Here is a 16,849-nt window from a genome sequence, read left to right as displayed (position 1 = left end):
CATAGCGGACGTCATAGCGGACGTCATAGCGGACGCCGGACATCGGCACCGGACCGCGCCACTACGCCATCGCCCGGCACCATCCGCACGGTGCCATCGCGTCCGTCGATGCGCAGCCGGTCAGGTCTTGTCGCCCGGGCGGAAATTCTCGCGGAACCAGGCGCGATGGTGCTTCCAAGCCCAGCCCGGGGTGACCGTGCCGCGCGTCATCGCCTGCACCGAACCCTTGACCCACACGGCCGCATAGATGTGCACAATGATGCCGCAAATCAGGCCGAAGGCGCAAATCGCGTGCACCACCGCCGCCAGCCGGATCGCCCACAGCGGGAAGAAGGCCGAGAAGTAGCTGCGCCAGATCACGATGCCGCTCAGCAGCAACAGCACCAGGCAGGCCACCATCACGAAAAACAGCACCTTCTGGCCGCCGTTGTAGCGGCCCACGTCGGGCAGCGCTTCCTCGCGGTTGGCCAGCACGTCGTTGGCATGGCGCAGCCATTCGCGGTCGCTCCACGACAGCAGGTTGTGGTGCCAGAAGCGGGCCGCCAGGATCAGGAACGCCACGAACATCAGCACGCCGAGGAATGGATGCAGGATGCGCGTCCACGTGCCGCCGCCAAACAGCGCGCTCAGCCAGTACATCGACGGATGGAACAGCGCGAGGCCGGACAGCGCCAGCAGCACGAACGTGAACGCGACGATCCAGTGGTTGGTCCGCTCCCCCGCGGTATAGCGATGGATCACTGCGGGCTGGCGTCTATCGATGCTCTTCATCGCGGACCTCCTCGGGTGGCGTGGCGCCGGCGGGCATGCCGTGCGGCTTGGGATTGTCACGGCCCCAGCGCACGATCTCGTCCTCGGCCGCGGCTTCGTCCTCGGGACCGGTCTCGTTGGGGCCCACGCGGATGTAGTGGAAGAAGCCGGCCAGTGCGGCGAACGCCATGCCGGCCACCGCGAGCGGCTTGGCGATGCCCTTCCACAGGCTGACCAGCGGGCTGATATGCGGGTCCTCGGGCAGGCTGCTGTAGAGCCCCGGCTGGTCGGCGTGGTGCAGCACGTACATGACGTGGGTGCCGCCGACGCCGGGCGGATCGTAGAGGCCGGCCTTCTCGAAGCCGCGCGACTTGAGGTCGACCACGCGCTCCTCGGCGTGCGCGATCATGTCGGTCTTGGTGCCGAACACGATGGCGCCGGTCGGGCAGGTCTTGACGCACGCCGGTTCCTGGCCCACCGCCACGCGGTCGGAACACAGCGTGCATTTGTATGCCTTGTGGTCGGTCTTGGAGATGCGCGGGATATTGAACGGGCAGCCGGCCACGCAGTAGCCGCAGCCGATGCAGTTTTCCTCGTGGAAGTCGACGATGCCGTTGGCGTACTGCACGATCGCACCCGGGGCAGGGCAGGCCTTCAGGCAGCCTGGGTCCTCGCAGTGCATGCAGCCGTCCTTGCGGATCAGCCATTCGAGGTTGCCGTTGGGGTTCTCGTATTCGGAGAACCGCATCAGCGTCCACGTGTGTTCGTCGAGGTCCGCCGGATTGTCGTAGACGCCGACGTTCACGCCGATGTCGCCGCGCAGGTCGTTCCACTCCATGCAGGCTGCCTGGCAGGCCTTGCAGCCGATGCATTTGGTGGTATCGATCAGCTTGGCCACGCTGCCGGTGACCGGCTGCCGCACGCCCGGCGAGGGCGTGGTGGTAGCCGAGCGGCGTACGATATCGAGAGACTGTAGTGCCATCGCCGTCCCCTTATGCCCTTTCAACCTTGACCATGAACGACTTGAACTCCGGCGTCTGCGTGTTGCCGTCGCCGACGAACGGTGTCAGCGTATTGGTCAGGAAGCCGGGCCTGGTCAGCCCCACGAAACCCCAGTGCAGCGGCACGCCGACCATATGCACGGTCTTGCCGTCGATCACGAACGGCTTGATGCGCTTGGTTACCAGCGCCACCGCCTTGATATAGCCGCGCGTGGACGACACCTTGACCGTATCGCCGGCCTTTACGCCAACCTGCCTGGCGAGGTCCTCGCCGATCTCCACGAACTGCTGCGGCTGCAGCACCGCGTTGATGCGCGCGTGCTTGGTCCAGAAGTGGAAATGCTCGGTCAGGCGGTACGTGGTGGCGATATGGGGGTATGCGTCGGCCTTGCCGAACTGCGCCCAGTCGTCCTTGAACACGCGCGCGGCCGGGTTGCTGACCGCGTTGGGCGCCTTGTCGTTGAGCAGGTTGTAGCCGAGCGGGTTCTCGAACGGCTCGTAGTGCTCGGGGAACGGCCCTTCCACCATGTTGCCGCGCGCGAAGAAGCGGGCCACGCCCTCGGCCTGCATGATGAACGGCCCCATGCCCTTGGCCGGATCCTCGTCGAGCTTGAAGTCGGGCGTATCGAAGCCGGTCCAGCTCTTGCCGTTCCAGGCCACGAGCTTGCGTGCCGGGTTGAACGGCTTGCCGTTCACATCGCACGACGCCCGGTTGTACAGCACGCGCCGGTTGGCCGGCCACGACCACGCCCAGTTGAGGTTCTGGCCGATGCCGGTGGGATCGCTGTTGTCGCGCCTGGCCATCTGGTTGCCGGCCTGCGTCCACGCGCCGCAGTAGATCCAGCAGCCGCTGCTGGTGCTGCCGTCGGCCTGCAGTTCGCCAAAACTGGAGAGCTGCTCGCCGGCCTTGCGCACGATCCTGGTCGGATCCTTCGGGTCGACGAGGTCGGTCAGCGCGCGGCCGTTGTACTCCCTGGCCAGTTCCTCGGCGGTGGGCGAGTGCGGCACCGCATACGGCCACGTCAGGTTGACGATGGGGTCCGGATACTTGCCGCCCTCGGTCTGGTACAGCTTGCGGATGCGCAGGAACAGCGCCGCCATGATCTCGATGTCGCTGCGCGCCTCGCCCGGCGGCTCGGCGCCTTGCCAGTGCCACTGCAGCCAGCGTGACGAGTTGACCAGCGCGCCGTTCTCCTCGGCAAAGCATGTGGTCGGCAGGCGGAACACCTCGGTCTTGATCTGCGCCGTGTCGACGTTGTTGGCCTCCCCGGCATTGCGCCAGAACTCCGAGGTTTCCGTCGCCAGCGGGTCCATCACCACCATGAACTTGAGCTGGGCAAAGCCCTTGTTGAGCTTGGCCTTGTTGGGCGCGGCGGCGAGCGGGTTGAATCCCTGGCAGATGTAGCCGTTGACGCGCCCGGCGTTCATCAGCTCGTACATCTGCAGCATGTCGTAGGGCTTGTCCAGCTTGGGCAGGTAGTCGAACGCCCAGTTGTTGTCGGCCGTGGCCGCGTCGCCCCACCACGACTTCATCAGGCTGACGTGGAACTTGGGGTAGTTCTGCCAGTAGCTGAGCTGGTTGGGCCGCAGCGGCTTGAACGCGCGCGCCTCGATGTACTTCTGGTAGTCCTGTTCGGCCTCGCCCGGCAACGTCAGGTAGCCCGGCAGCAGGTTCGACATCAGCCCGAGGTCGGTCAGCCCCTGGATATTCGAGTGGCCACGCAGCGCGTTCATGCCGCCGCCGGCCACGCCGATGTTGCCGAGCAGGAGCTGCACCATCGCGCCGGTGCGGATCATCTGCGAGCCCACCGAGTGCTGCGTCCAGCCGAGCGCGTACATGATCGTCATGGCGCGCGTCGGCGTGGCCGTGGAGGCCATCATCTCGCACACCTTGAGGAACTTGTCGCGCGGCGTACCGCAGACGCGCTCGACCATCTCGGGCGTATACCGCGCGTAGTGCGCCTTCATCAGGTTGTAGACGCAGCGCGGATGGGTGAGGGTAGGGTCGGTCTTGACGTAGCCGTCCTCGCCGCGCTCGTAGTCCCAGCTGGCCTTGTTGTAGAAGCGCTTCTCGGGGTCGTACCCCGAGAAAATGCCCTTCTCGAACGAGAAGTCCTCGCGCACGATAAACGAGAAATCCGTGTAGTTGTGCACGTACTCCTTCTGGATCTTGTCGTTCGCCAGCAGGTACTGGATCACGCCGCCCAGGAACACGATGTCCGTGCCGGTGCGTATCGGCACGTACAGGTCGGCAACCGAGGCCGAACGCGTAAAGCGCGGGTCGACCACGATCAGCCGGGCCTTGTTGTGGGCCTTGGCTTCCGTGACCCACTTGAAGCCGCACGGGTGCGCTTCGGCGGCATTGCCGCCCATGATCAGGACCACGTCAGCGTTCTTGATGTCGACCCAATGGTTCGTCATCGCGCCACGGCCAAACGTCGGGGCAAGACCTGCCACCGTCGGGCCATGTCAGACACGTGCCTGGTTGTCGAATCCCAGCATGCCAAGACTGCGGACCGTCTTGGCGGTGATATAGCCGACCTCGTTACTGCTGGCGGACGCGGCAAGCATGCCGGTGGTCAGCCAGCGGTTGACGGTCTCTCCCTTCTCGTTCTTCTCGACGAAGTTGGCATCGCGATCGGCCTTCATCAGCTTGGCGATGCGGTCGAGCGCATCGTCCCACGTGATGCGCTGCCACTTGTCCGAACCCGCGGCGCGGTACTCCGGATACTGCAGGCGGTTGGGACTGTGGATGAAGTCGATCAGGCCGGCCCCCTTCGGGCACAGCGTGCCGCGGTTCACGGGGTGGTCGGGGTCGCCCTCGATATGGATGATGGAGGCCTTGGCGTTCTTGGCGCCGTCGCCGAGGCCGTACATCAGCAGCCCGCAGGCTACCGAGCAATAGGGACAGGTATTGCGGGTCTCGGTGGTGCGCGCCAGCTTGTATGCGCGCACCTCGGCCAGCGCGACCTCGGGTGCCACCCCGAGTAACGCCAGGCTCGAACCCGCCAGCGACGCTCCCGTGATTCTTAGGAACTGTCGGCGGCTCATCGTAACCATGAGGAACCTCCTTGCCGGATTGGGGATCCGGTCAATCGCACTTTTATGGGGACAAAGTTGAGTATAGGCAATAGGTGGCGTTTGAGGCAGGAAAACGGCTTGCCCGCGGTAACTTTTTGACCTCGGTGCGTGATGTCGCAGACATTTCGGTGCGCGCGGGACGATAAGGTGTATATTGGCTGCATCTTTATTGCCTGTGTTTGACGGAGCGCGAGTCATGATTGAAGCCCAGCGCATGCTGCCCAGCGAGGAACAGATTGCCGTTTTCGTGGACCGGTTCTACGGCAACGTACGGGCCGATGCGGTGCTCGGTCCGGTGTTCGCGCGCGCCATCGGCGGCGAATGGGATGCGCACCTGGCACGCATGACCGATTTCTGGTCGAGCATCGTGCTCGGCAGCAAGCGCTACCAGGGGCATGTCATGGCGCGGCACATGGAGCTGGCGGGCGTCGAGGGCCGGCATTTCGAGCGCTGGATCGAGCTGTTCGTGGCGACCGCCGACGATGCCTTCCACCCGGACGTGGCCGCCGAGTTCGTGCGCCCCGCGCTGCGGATCGCCAACAGCCTCCAACTGGGCATGTTCGGCTGGGACTACGAGATCCCGGCCGCGCAGCACGCCTTGCTCAAGTCCTACCTGATGCCGCGCCCCAAGCTGCGCACGCGCTCGGCATAGGCCGCCGCGGCATGCACGTGCCGGTTGCGCGCCAGCCCCCTCGGGATCCTCGCGATCCGCGTGACCACGGCGATCCGGTGGAAGACGCCGCCGTCGCGCGTTTCTTCGTGCTCACCGGCGGGCCCGGCTCGGGCAAGAGCACCTTGCTCGGTGCGCTGGCGCGCATCGGCTTCTTCTGTCCGGACGAGGCCGGGCGCGGCGTGATCCAGGACCAGGTGGCGATCGGCGGGCCGGCGCTGCCGTGGCGCGATCCGCTGCGATTCGCCGAACTGATGCTGAGCTGGGATATGCGCTCGTACCGCATGGCGCATGCGCACGCGGGGCCGGTGCTGTTCGATCGCGGCATTCCCGATGTGGTGGGTTACCTGCGCACGGCGGGGGTGCCGGTGCCGGCGCATATCGCGCGGGCGGCGCGTACTTTCCGCTATCACCGCACCGTTTTCATCGCGCCGCCCTGGCCCGAGATCTTTACCCGGGACGAGGAGCGCCGGCAGTCCGCCGACGAGGCCGCGCGTACGCATGCGGCAATGGTCGCCACCTATGCCGGGCTCGGCTACACGCTGGTGGAGCTGCCGCGCGCGTCGGTCGAGGCGCGCGTGCAGTTTATGCTGGCGCGCTTACCGGCCCACCCCTGACGCCGCAATCGCCTGCTCCACGTTGCGCGCGAACAGCGCATGCAGGTGCGTGGTGGGATGCACGAGGTCCGCGAACATGTAAGTCTGGTCGGCCCCGGCTACCGTGAAATTGGGCGGCGAGCAGAACAGCGAGGTCGCATACGCGGACGGGTTGGACTGGAACGGCGCAGGCGGATTCTGCGCCATTGCGGTCAGGTTGCATGCGGTCGCGGTATTGGCGACGGTAAAGCCGTTGGACTGGTAGCTGGCCAGGATATTGTGGAACCAGGTGGCGGCATCGATGAACACGACCTGCCGCATGACACCGTCGTTGATCAACTGGTTCGACAGCGCGGTATTGAAGGTCTGCACCAGGCCGTTGAACAGGCTGGCGCTGGCAGTGGGGTTGGCCGCGAGCATGGTCACCGGCGCCTCGGCCAGGTTGGGCACATTGACCACCACCACGTACCGCGCACCACTGAGCACGGCACTTTGCGCTACCCTGGCCAGCGCCACCCCGGCCGCCTGCACCGTACTCGTGGCCGCGGCGGTATCGAGCGGATTGGCGCCGATGCGGCTGGCGGCCTGGATGACGTCGTTCGCGCCGCCCTGGATCAGCACGAGCTGACGGCTGTTGAACGCGTTGTGCGCGGCCAGATAGTTCTCCAATTGGGTCGCCACCGGTACCGTGAGCGCGCCGGTGCCATTGGGCGCCCATCCGTTGCCTTGTGACGCCGTTACCAGCGCGCCGCCCTGCGCATAGCCGTAGCCGTCGGAGTGGTTGATCACCGGCACCGAATAGCCGCCGGTCTGCGCGGCCGTCAGCGTGTCGCCGTAGTAGGTGGCCACGAGCTGGGTCCAGACCTGGCCCGGGTTGGTGGTGAAGCGGCCGCCGCCGAGCGTGCCGGCGAACGGCGCATAGGTTCCCACGTCGGACAGGCTGTCGCCGAAGGACACCACCTGCAGGCGCACGCCGCCGGGGGTATCGGCGGGAGGCAGGTCGCCATTGTCGTCATCGGTCACGCATCCGGCCAGTACGGCCACGCCCGCGAGGGCGAGTGCCGGCACCATACGGCGCCATCGGCGCAGGTGCGCGCCGAAGTGAGCACTGAAGTGAGCACTGAGGTGAGCGCTGAGCTGAGCGCTGAGCTGAGCGCTGAGGGGGCGTGCGGGCCGGGCTGGCCACGCGAATCTTGGGGGGCGGGATTGCGGATCGGCTGTCATCTTGTGGTCGTAACCCGGACGCTTCGTCGATGGCCGCAGCATAGCCCAACGGCATTGTCCTGTACATTTGGTCACGCACCGATGGCGCATCGACGCGCCTGGCACAAACGCACTGTGAGAGAATTGGCGACGCTTTCACGGAGTGCACATGCCCAGTATGAGCAGCGACAAGCGCGGCGCCACCCACGAAACTTCGGACCAAGCATCGAACGCAGCTTCGGAAGAGGGCGGGCTCGCGGGCGGGCTCGCGGGCGGGCTCGCGGCGGACGCCAGCGAGGCCGCGGTGGCAAGCTGCGCGCGCGAGCCCATTCATATTCCCGGCGGTATCCAGCCACACGGCTTTCTGCTCAGCGTGGATGACGCGGAGCGCGTCGTGCAGGTCAGCGCCAATTTCGCCGCCTTGACCGGTGTGGAGGCCGCCACGCTGCTATGCCGTCCGCTCGAGGCGGTACTGGGCGCCAGCGCGGCGCGCATGGTGCGGCAGGCACTGCACGAGTTCGAAGGCGAGGGCATGCCATTCTATGCAGGCTCGATCGAAGATCCACGGGGCGCCGGCCATTCGCCGCTCGCCATCGTGGTGCATCGCCACGACGGCGTCACGATGGTCGAACTCGAGCCGGCGCACGGCACTGCCGATGTGTTCGCCTCGATGTATCCGCTGGTGCGCACGTTCACCAACAGCCTGCAGCAGGCGCAGAGCGTGGGCGCCCTGGCCGAGCTGGCGGCACGCGAGGTCCAGCGCATTACCGGCTTCGGCCGCACGCTGGTCTATTCGTTCGACGACGAAGGGCACGGCGAGGTGATTGCCGAGGCGTTGTTGCCCGGCTATGACAGCTACCAGGGCCAGCGCTTTCCCGCTGCCGATATTCCGGCGCAGGCGCGTGCGCTGTACCTGCGCAATCGCATCCGCCTGATCGCCGATGCCGACTACGTCGCGGCACCGCTGGTGCCGCCGTTGCACCCCGCCACCGGGCGTCCCACGGACCTGACCTTTGCTTCGCTGCGCAGCATTTCGCCGGTGCATGTGCGCTACATGAAGAACATGGGCACATGGGCCTCGATGTCGATGTCGATCGTGGTGCGCGGGCGCTTGTGGGGGCTGATCTCGTGCCATCACGACCGTGCGCGCGTACCGCCCTTCGAGGTGCGCACGGCCTGCGAGCATATTGCGCAGGTGCTGTCGCTGCAGATCGAGGCCAAGGAAGACCATGCCGAGGCCGACTACCGGCTGGAGCTGCGCCGGCGCCAGGCCCGCCTGCTGGCGGCCATGGCCAATGCCGAGGATTTCATCGACGCCATCGCCGCCGATCCGCGCGACCTGCTGGAACTGCCCGACGCGACCGGGGCCGCGATCGTGTTCGAAGGCCGCGTCGTGCGCATGGGTAATGCACCCGACACGCAGGCGATCGAACGGCTGGTGAACTGGCTCGACACGCAGGGCGAGGACGTCTATGCGACCGATCAGCTGTCGGCGGTGTGGCCCGAGGCCGAGGCGTGGTTGCCCGAGGCGGCTGGCATGCTGGTGGTATCGCTGTCGCGCCTGTTCCGCAATTACGTGATCTGGTTCCGGCGCGAGCTGGTGCGCACCGTGCGCTGGGCCGGCGATCCGCGCGCCAAGCTGTCGGCGCTCGCGCCGGTGCTGTCGCCGCGCGAGAGCTTCGAGGAGTGGACGCAGATCGTGCACGCGCGTTCGGCGCCGTGGCGCCTGGCGGAAATCGAGATTGCCGGAGAATTTCGCGGCGCGCTGCTCAACCTCGTCTTGCGGCGTGCCGAAGAGCTGGCCCAGCTTGCGCTCGAGCTGGGTCGGGCCAACCGCGAGCTGGAAGGATTCTCCTACACGGTGTCGCACGACCTGCGCGCGCCGCTGCGCCATATCGTCGGCTATGCCGACCTGCTGCGCGAGATGGACGGCGAGCGCATGTCCGAGCGCGGCCGCCACTATATCGAGCGCATCATGGCGCAGGCGCGTTTTGGCGGCAAACTGGTCGACGACCTGCTGGCGTTCTCGCAGATGGGGCGGGCGGCACTGCGGCCCCAGTCGATCGACCTGCGCGCGCTGGTGGAACGCGTGGTGGCCGACGAGACGCGCGAACTTGCCGAGCGCCGGATCGACTGGCATATTGGCGCGCTCGGCACAGTCATGGCCGATCCGGTGCTGATGGTGGTCGTATTGCGGAATCTCATCTCCAACGCGATAAAATTCAGCAGCACGCGCACCGGCGCCGACGGCACGCCGGTGGCGCGCATCGAGATCACGCGGCGCGCGGGCGAGGACGACCTCGCGGGCCAGGACATCATCGCGGTGCGCGACAACGGCGTGGGCTTCGATATGCGCTATGCCGACAAGCTGTTTGGCGTATTTCAGCGGCTGCACCGGTTCGAGGAGTTTCCCGGCACCGGTATCGGCCTGGCCAGCGTGCGTCGCATCGTGGAGCGGCATGGCGGCAGGAGCTGGGCCGAGGCGGAGCTCGACAAGGGCGCCACGATCTCGTTTTCGCTGCCGCGGGAATTCGTGCAGGAAGGCATGCCGGTCTTCGAGACCGCGGCCGAAGCTGCCGCCCGCCTGGCGGCGGTATCATCCGGCCAGCCTTACCGGCCGGTTCTGAAGGACCTGAAGAAAGGAGAGGACGATCGTGCTGAGGCCGATTCTGCTGGTGGAAGACAATCCGGATGACATCGAGCTCACGCTGATCGCACTGGAAAAATCGCGGCTGGCGAACCCGGTGGTGTCGCTGCGCGATGGCGCGGAGGCGCTCGACTACCTGCGGCGCGAGGGCACCTGGGCCGGGCGCGCGGAAGAGAATCCGGCGGTCATCCTGCTTGACAAGAAGCTGCCGAAGATCGACGGCCACGAGGTGCTCAAGGCCGTGCGCGCCGATGAGCGCCTGCGGCGCATTCCGGTGGTCATGCTGACGTCGTCGCGCGAGGAACGCGATCTGCTGCGCAGCTACGATCTTGGCGTGAATGCGTATGTGGTGAAGCCGGTGGAGTTTGACGACTTCATGGCGGCGATCAACGATCTCGGGGTGTTCTGGGCCGTGTTGAACGAACCGCCGCCCTATACCAGCTAGCCCTATACCAGCTAAGGCCGCCGGATCCAGGCCGCTGAATCAAGGCCGCTGAATCAAGGCCGATCGATGACGTCGTCCGGGGTCCCGCGGTCGAGCGGCAGCACCACGCGGAATAGCGCGCCCTGGCCGGGGCCGTTGCTATGCGCGGTGACGGTGCCACCGTGCATCTGCACCAGGTTCCGCACCATCCACAGGCCGAGTCCCAGTCCGGTGGCGCGCCCGACGCCCTCGCCGCGGGCCTGCTCGAAGCGTTCGAAGATCCGTTCCAGCGAATCGGATGCGATGCCCACGCCGGTATCGCGCACGGTCAGTTCCGCGTGGCCGTCGGCAGTGCTGACCGACACCTCGATGGCGCCGCGTTCGCAAAATTTCACCGCATTGGTCAGCAGATTCCAGACCACCTGGCGCATCCGGCTCTCGTCCCCCATGATCATGGCCGGCTTGAGGGCGTGCATGCGCAGCACCAGCCCCTTCGACTCGGCCCCCACGCGGATATCCTCGACTACCGAGCTGGCCAGCGCGGTCAGGTCAAGTCGCTGCAGGTCGACCGACAACTTGCCGGTGGCGATGGCGCCGCTGTCGAGCAGGTCGTCCACCATGCGCGCGAGCTGGTAGGTATTGCGCTCGATCACCTCGGTGGCCCGCTCCACGTGGGCGATGTCCTTGGCGCGCTGCAACAGGGTGGTCCACCACAGGATGGCATGCAGCGGCGAGCGCAGCTCGTGGCTGACGGCCGCCACAAAATGGTCCATGGCGCGGACGGCGCGATCGCTATGCTCGCGCGCGCGTTGCTGTTCGGCGGCAAATGCCTGGCTGCGCAGCTCGCTGTTCTTGCGCGCGGTGATATCGATGGTAAAGCCGATCAGCGACTGCGCGGTGCCGTCGCCCAGATAGCGGCCCGCGCCGCGCGACATCAGCCAGCGCACGCTGCCGTCTGCCCAGGTGACGCGATATTCGACTTCGAAGTGGGCACGGTTGTCGATACCGGCATCGATCGCGGCACGCACGCGCTCGCGGTCGTCTGCATGGATCAGCTCGCTGAACAGGCGCGCCTCGTCGAGCGTATCGGCCGGTTGCAGGCCCATATTGGCCTTGCATTGCTCGGTGCAGACCATGAAGCCGGTAGCGAGGTCCAGCTCCCAGGCGCCCACGCGCGCAAAGGCCAGTACTTCGTCGAGACGTGCCTGGTTCTGGCGCAGTTCCTCGTTGGCTTCCTGCACCAGCACCTGGCGCAGTCGCGCCTGCGAGCGCAGCTTGGCGTGTTCGCGCCGGTTCTGCTCGCTCTGCGCCACCTGGCTGGTCACGTCCATGACATTGAGCAGGTAGAGCGATTCTTCCACCAGCGGCGGTTCCATGCGCGAGGCGCGCACCTGCCAGTAGCGCTCGGCGGCCGCGCCGGTCGCGCTCATGTCGTAACGGATCAGCGACGAGAGACGTTCCTCGCCAGGGCCCAGGCCGCGCAAGGTGGCGTCGATCCAGTCGTGCCGCGCCGCGCGTTGCGCATCCGAGCCGGCCTGGTTGATCGCATAGACCGATTTGCCCACCACCTCGGCCAGCGTGCGGCCGGTCATCTCGCGGTACTTGATATTGGCGTGCACGACATGGAAGCCGGCATCGAGAATCAAGTACGCATCGGGCAGCGCATCGAACAGGCGTCCGGTATCGAACGGCACGGTTGACGGTAGCTGGCGCGCGGCGTCGTTCACGACTGCGGTCCCTTCGCGCGCGCGAGCAGGTCGTCGAACGACCGGCGCGCGCCCTCGCAGGCGGCCGCGACCTCGCGCTCCGTGCGCACGTGAGCGCGCAGCGCCGCGAGAAACTGTTGCCAGCGCGGGCCCGGAGGGCGGCTGCCGAGATAGCGCAGCGGATGCGGGGCCAACCGTTCGGCAAGTTGCCGATACATGACCGCGCCGCCCAGTTGCGATCCTTCGATGACGTAGCAGATGCCCCAGCGATAGGCGGGGTCGTCGGGCAGCGAGGTGGTGTCCACCGGTGTCACCTCGGTGCCGCCGCGCGGCATCGCGTCATGCGCGAGATCGTCGTCGAGCACGGGCAACCGCGTAACGGGCGGCAGCACGGCAGGATCCTGCGGGCCATCGCGAAAACGCGCAAGCCAGCTTTCCAGCGGGGCCAGCCATGCGCGCAACAGCAGCAGATGGTCGCGGTAGGCTTGGAGCGAGGGCTCGGGCTGCGCCAGCGGCATGGCGCGGTCGAGCGTGGCATGGCGTGTGGATGTGGCGGCGCGCAGGGCGGCTAGCACATCGTTGTGGTCAACCTGGTCGTCAGTCACGCCGCTTTGCACGAGTTGGTATCGATGCCGTGGAGGACAGACGTCCGGTCTGCGGGGTGGCAGCCGGACGTCGGGATGACCGTATGGTACAGGATGGCTGATCCTTGCGCGCATGCGTCGCGCGCCCACGCGTGCCAATTCTGGCGGGGCGCAGTCACGCGTAACGCGCGCGTGCAAGTCCTGCAAGAAAGCGTCGGAAAAGCGTGCGCGGAATTGAAAAAAATACCGGGCAAAAACTGCCGGCGGGCTGACGCGCCCGGGCGCGCGGCGTGCGCTCACGGCGCCAGCCGCTTACGCTCACGGCGCCAGCCGTGTAAAGACGTAGTCGCGATCCTTCACGCGCGCGGCATGGCAGGCGAAACACGTCTGGTGCTGAGCCAGATCGGCGGGCTTGCCATCGATGAAGCGGCCATAGCCCCAGCCGCCCGAGGCTGCGTACTTCTTCGCATCCTTGACCATCACCTGTACCGTGGTCGCATGCGCCGGCACCAGCGCCGACGCGAAGTCGGCGGAGCGCGTGTACTTCCACGCCAGCTTGACCAGCACGGCGCCGTCAGGGAAAGGCAACTGGCCACGCCGATACGCCTCGATTGCGATCGGATTGCCTACCACGGTGCGCAGTTCGTTGAGCGGTTCGCCCTCGAGCGCGGGTGCCACCAACTGCCATTGGCGGTAGCCCTCGGGCAACGTCACGCCGTAGATCGGCGAGGCATTGGCGGCGGCATGGGCGGCGGCATTGTCAGCGGGGATTGCAGCAGGAACTGCAGCGGGGATTGCAGCGGGATCGGCGTGGGCGGCAGGGGCAGGCTGGCCCCGGGAGGCACCGGCGGCCGGCGGCGCGGAGCGGTCGGCGGCGGCAGCGGTCAGGGCAGACAGCGGCGAGAGCAGTGCGGCCACGGTGGCCAGGGTAAGGGTTGCGGCGTGCGAACGGGTCATGGGCGATCCTCGGAAGAGCGGTTGGCGTGGTGCAGTCGCCATTTCCGCTTTCCGATGTATCGTCGTTATGTCCCGCGCTCTCCGGTCTTGTATCGCAATGTATATGGGCTACCGCCGGTGGCCGTCACCGGCGGCGGCCATCCGCGAGCGCATCAGTACCCGTAGTAGTTGACGGGCGCGGCGGGGCCGCAGGGCACATAGGCGCGGTCATAGCTGCGGTAGCAGTAGCCCGGCGGCACCTGCGGCGCGGCGTAACTGACCGGTTGCGGCGGCAGGTAGACCGGCTCCGGTTGCGGCGCGTAGACCGGGGCAGGGGCGGCCACTACCGGGCCGCTGCTGGCGACCGCCGCGCCGATGGCCAGGCCGGCAATGGCGCCGATGGCCAGCGCCACGGCGCCGTTGTTCGACCCGTGACCACCATGGTAGCGGCCATGGGCCGAGGCCGGCCCCGCGGCGAGCATGGCGGCACTGAGGACGGCGATACCGGTGTAACGAATCGACTTGCGCATGAGAAACTCCTTGTTGTCCAGTCGGTGCAGGGCCCATTGAGGGACATTGAGGGACATTGAGGGACATTGAGGGCCAGCGAGGCTGGCGTGCCTTGTTGCCCGGGAGGCCTGCCCGACGGAGTTCATGATGCACCACCGATCATTACATTGGGTTATGTGATGGTGACCAGATGTAAATGGCCGTAAGAAACGATGTAATCTGGCTGTCCTTCTGGTCCCGGATGCCGCCATGCCCACCTTGCGTTCGCTCTATCCCGCCATCGAACCGTACGAGAGCGGCATGCTCGACGTCGGCGATGGTCATACCATCTACTACGAGCGCGTCGGCACGCCGGGCGCCAAGCCGGCGGTGTTCCTGCACGGCGGGCCCGGCGGCGGCATTGCCGCGGATCATCGGCGGCTGTTCGATCCGGCGCGCTACGACGTGATGCTGTTCGACCAGCGCGGCTGCGGCCGTTCCACCCCGCATGCCGGACTCGAGGCCAATACCACCTGGCACCTGGTCGACGATATCGAACGCCTGCGCCAGCTGGCGGGCGCGGAGCGCTGGCTGGTGTTCGGCGGCTCCTGGGGATCGACGCTGGCGCTCGCGTATGCGCAAAAATTTCCCGAACGTACCAGCGAACTGGTGCTGCGCGGCGTGTATACGGCCTCGCAGGCGGAGCTCGACTGGTATTACCAATACGGCGTGTCCGAGATGTTCCCGGCGCAATGGGAGCGCTTCCAGGCGCCGGTACCCGAGGCCGAGCGCGGCAACATGATGGCGGCCTATCGCAAGCTGCTGACCGGCGACGACCGCGAGAAGCAGGTGGCCGCGGCGCGCGCGTGGAGCGTGTGGGAAGCGGAGACCATCACCCTGCTGCCGGATCCGCAGATCGCCGCCAAGCATGACGATGGCCATTTCGCGCTCGCGTTTGCGCGGCTCGAGAACCATTACTTCACGCATCGCTGCTGGCTCGAGGAAGGGCAACTGCTGCGTGACGCGCATCGCCTGGCCAGCATCCCCGGCGTGATCGTGCATGGCCGCTATGACATGCCGTGTCCGCTGCGCTATGCCTATGCGCTGCACCGGGCGTGGCCGACGGCGGCATTGCACGTGATCGAGGGCGCCGGGCATGCCTGGTCCGAGCCCGGCATTCTCGATCAGCTGATCGCCGCGACGGATCGCTTTGCCGCGGCCTGAGCCACGGGGCCGGGCGGGGCCGTATGGGCGCCGAGCGCCTCGTGAATGGCGTCGAGCACGATCGCGGTCAGGCGGCGTACCGCCGCGCTGGGCTCGGCCTCGGCGCGGTGCAGGGCGAGCGCCGCCTTCGGTAACGGCGGCAGGCCGGTGGCGGCAGGGTCGAGCGCGGTCAGCGTCGCCGGCAGGCTGATGGAGGTGCGCGGCGTAATGCCGAGTCCTGCCTCGGCGGCTGCCCACAGTCCTGACAGGCTCGGGCTGGTAAAGGCGAGCCGCCACGGGATACCGGCCTCGTCGAGCGCGGCGATGCCGGCCGCGCGGAACGTGCAGGGCGGCACGAACGCGATCAACGGCAGCGGGGCGGCGGCGACCGCGGCCCCGGCCGCACCCGCTGCGCTCGCCGCACCCGCCGCATCCGCCGCCGCACGCATCGTATCTGCCGCGCCCTTCGTCAAGCCGGCCCAATCGGGCCGACCCACCCATGCCACCGGTACCTCGGCAATGCGCTCGCCATTGGGCGCGTCGCTGCCGTCGCCCCATACCAGCGCCATATCGAGTTCGCCCTTGAGGGTCTTCTGCGCCAGCGGCACGCTGCGGTCCACCTGGACCTCGACGCGGACTTTCGGATGTGCGCGCGCAAACCGGCCGAGCACCGCGGGCAGCACGCCTTCGGCAAAATCCTGCGGCAGGCCAAGCCGGACCCAGCCTTCGAGATCCGCGCCGCGAATGGTGTCGACCGCTTCGTCGTTGAGATCGAGCAGGCGCCGGGCATAGCTCAGCAACGCCTCGCCCGCGGTGGTCAGCGCAAGATTGCGGCCGGACTTCTGCACGAGTGGCAGGCCGATCTGCTCCTCGAGTTTGCGCAATTGCGTGCTGATGGCCGACTGAGAGCGGCCAAGCCGGTCCGCGGCGCGGGCGAAACTGCCCAGTTCGAAACCCATGACGAACGTGCGCAGCACGTCCATGTCGAGGTTGGTGCGGGCCATGGCGGTCTCCCAAGGGCAGGGCAGGTCTTAATAGTTCGATAACATCGAAGCAACGCTTTCAATGTTTCTGATTTTCAGAATGATTATTGGCGGCTATCGTGATGACGTCAACCTCTGAGGAGCCCACCATGCCGCTCGTTCATATCTCCCTGCTCAAGGGCAAGTCGCCCGCCCATATCCGCGCCATCGCCGACGGCGTCCACCAGGCCCTGGTGGAGACGTTCGCGGTGCCGCCCGCTGACCGCTTCCAGCTGGTCCATCAGCACGATCGCGACGATTTCATCTACGATGCCGACTATCTCGGCGTGCACCGGAGCGACGACGTCGTCTTTATCAGCATCCTCCAGAGCAACTGGCGCGACGTGGCCACCAAGCAGGCGCTGTATCGCGCCGTGGCCGAGCGCCTGGCGGAGAATCCGGGTCTGCGCCGGGAAGACGTCCAGATCCAGCTCGTACCCAACGGGCGCGAGGACTGGTCGTTCGGCAATGGCATCGCGCAGTACGTGCAAGACACCGTGAAGGACGGCGTGAAAAACAGCCACTGACGGGCGCGCC

General features: G+C 66.8%; 15 protein-coding genes. 6 read left to right on the top strand and 9 right to left on the bottom strand.

The features are described 5' to 3' along the window. Positions 1-120: 120 nt before the first annotated feature. Genes DFLDMN_RS25400 through fdnG form a run of 3 tightly spaced genes read right to left on the bottom strand, consistent with a single transcriptional unit; the run spans position 121 to position 4,811 of the window. A complete protein-coding gene (locus tag DFLDMN_RS25400) occupies positions 121-771 on the bottom strand; it encodes a formate dehydrogenase subunit gamma (RefSeq protein ID WP_423198521.1) in 651 nt (216 codons plus the stop codon). After that, positions 755-1,732, bottom strand: coding sequence for a formate dehydrogenase subunit beta (fdxH, locus tag DFLDMN_RS25395; RefSeq protein WP_423198520.1), 978 nt, complete (start codon positions 1,730-1,732; stop codon positions 755-757). The genes DFLDMN_RS25400 and fdxH overlap by 17 nt, the downstream gene beginning before the upstream one ends. 10 nt (positions 1,733-1,742) lie before the next feature. Continuing rightward, complete coding sequence (fdnG, locus tag DFLDMN_RS25390) at positions 1,743-4,811, bottom strand: formate dehydrogenase-N subunit alpha (RefSeq protein ID WP_423198519.1); 3,069 nt, start codon at positions 4,809-4,811, stop codon at positions 1,743-1,745. Positions 4,812-5,028: 217 nt separating this feature from the next. Here fdnG and DFLDMN_RS25385 point away from each other — a divergent pair, with 217 nt between their 5' ends. Further along, on the top strand, positions 5,029-5,484 hold the full coding sequence (locus tag DFLDMN_RS25385) for a group III truncated hemoglobin (RefSeq protein WP_423198518.1): 456 nt from the start codon (positions 5,029-5,031) through the stop codon (positions 5,482-5,484). A gap of 11 nt (positions 5,485-5,495) precedes the next feature. Then, complete coding sequence (locus DFLDMN_RS25380) at positions 5,496-6,119, top strand: AAA family ATPase (protein WP_423198517.1); 624 nt, start codon at positions 5,496-5,498, stop codon at positions 6,117-6,119. Here the strand turns inward: DFLDMN_RS25380 and DFLDMN_RS25375 are convergent. After that, positions 6,102-7,169 (bottom strand): SGNH/GDSL hydrolase family protein, encoded by a 1,068-nt coding sequence (locus DFLDMN_RS25375; RefSeq protein ID WP_423198516.1) that lies wholly within the window; start codon positions 7,167-7,169, stop codon positions 6,102-6,104. The two genes, DFLDMN_RS25380 and DFLDMN_RS25375, sit on opposite strands and share 18 nt — an antisense overlap. Before the next feature lie 301 nt (positions 7,170-7,470). On the opposite strand from DFLDMN_RS25375, the gene DFLDMN_RS25370 reads away from it, so the two are divergent. Together DFLDMN_RS25370 and DFLDMN_RS25365 are read left to right on the top strand one after the other, a co-directional pair. Continuing rightward, entirely contained in the window at positions 7,471-9,996 is a 2,526-nt protein-coding gene (locus DFLDMN_RS25370) for an ATP-binding protein (protein ID WP_423198515.1), read from the top strand. Beyond that, positions 9,956-10,393 (top strand): response regulator, encoded by a 438-nt coding sequence (locus tag DFLDMN_RS25365; RefSeq protein WP_423198514.1) that lies wholly within the window; start codon positions 9,956-9,958, stop codon positions 10,391-10,393. Before DFLDMN_RS25370 ends, DFLDMN_RS25365 begins: the two co-directional genes overlap by 41 nt. A gap of 53 nt (positions 10,394-10,446) precedes the next feature. Here the strand turns inward: DFLDMN_RS25365 and DFLDMN_RS25360 are convergent, their stop codons facing one another. The 4 genes from DFLDMN_RS25360 to DFLDMN_RS25345 all read right to left on the bottom strand — a co-directional run bounded on the left by DFLDMN_RS25360 (position 10,447) and on the right by DFLDMN_RS25345 (position 14,128). Further along, positions 10,447-12,099, bottom strand: a complete 1,653-nt coding sequence (locus tag DFLDMN_RS25360; RefSeq protein ID WP_423198513.1) for a PAS domain-containing sensor histidine kinase — start codon at positions 12,097-12,099, stop codon at positions 10,447-10,449. Continuing rightward, the gene (locus DFLDMN_RS25355; RefSeq protein ID WP_423198512.1) at positions 12,096-12,683 is read right to left on the bottom strand and encodes a biliverdin-producing heme oxygenase; all 588 of its coding nucleotides are present in this window, start codon (positions 12,681-12,683) and stop codon (positions 12,096-12,098) included. The genes DFLDMN_RS25360 and DFLDMN_RS25355 overlap by 4 nt, the downstream gene beginning before the upstream one ends. 297 nt (positions 12,684-12,980) lie before the next feature. After that, positions 12,981-13,619: a cytochrome P460 family protein gene (locus DFLDMN_RS25350; protein ID WP_423198511.1), complete on the bottom strand. Its 639-nt coding sequence runs from the start codon at positions 13,617-13,619 to the stop codon at positions 12,981-12,983. A 152-nt stretch (positions 13,620-13,771) separates the two neighbouring features. Next, the gene (locus DFLDMN_RS25345) at positions 13,772-14,128 is read right to left on the bottom strand and encodes a mechanosensitive ion channel protein MscS (protein ID WP_423198510.1); all 357 of its coding nucleotides are present in this window, start codon (positions 14,126-14,128) and stop codon (positions 13,772-13,774) included. Positions 14,129-14,357: 229 nt separating this feature from the next. On the opposite strand from DFLDMN_RS25345, the gene pip reads away from it, so the two are divergent. Continuing rightward, complete coding sequence (pip, locus tag DFLDMN_RS25340) at positions 14,358-15,311, top strand: prolyl aminopeptidase (RefSeq protein ID WP_423198509.1); 954 nt, start codon at positions 14,358-14,360, stop codon at positions 15,309-15,311. On the opposite strand, the gene DFLDMN_RS25335 is transcribed toward pip, so the two are convergent. Beyond that, positions 15,272-16,294 (bottom strand): LysR substrate-binding domain-containing protein, encoded by a 1,023-nt coding sequence (locus tag DFLDMN_RS25335; RefSeq protein WP_423198508.1) that lies wholly within the window; start codon positions 16,292-16,294, stop codon positions 15,272-15,274. The genes pip and DFLDMN_RS25335 overlap by 40 nt on opposite strands. 128 nt (positions 16,295-16,422) lie before the next feature. On the opposite strand from DFLDMN_RS25335, the gene DFLDMN_RS25330 reads away from it, so the two are divergent. After that, positions 16,423-16,839, top strand: coding sequence for a tautomerase family protein (locus DFLDMN_RS25330; protein WP_423198507.1), 417 nt, complete (start codon positions 16,423-16,425; stop codon positions 16,837-16,839). The last annotated feature ends 10 nt before the right edge of the window (positions 16,840-16,849 follow it).

The sequence above is a fragment of the Cupriavidus sp. H19C3 genome, from assembly GCF_049393815.1.
In the GTDB taxonomy this organism is placed as follows: domain Bacteria; phylum Pseudomonadota; class Gammaproteobacteria; order Burkholderiales; family Burkholderiaceae; genus Cupriavidus.
The sequence above is the reverse complement of the archived record's forward strand: the minus strand, read 5'-3'. Positions and strand labels throughout refer to the sequence as shown.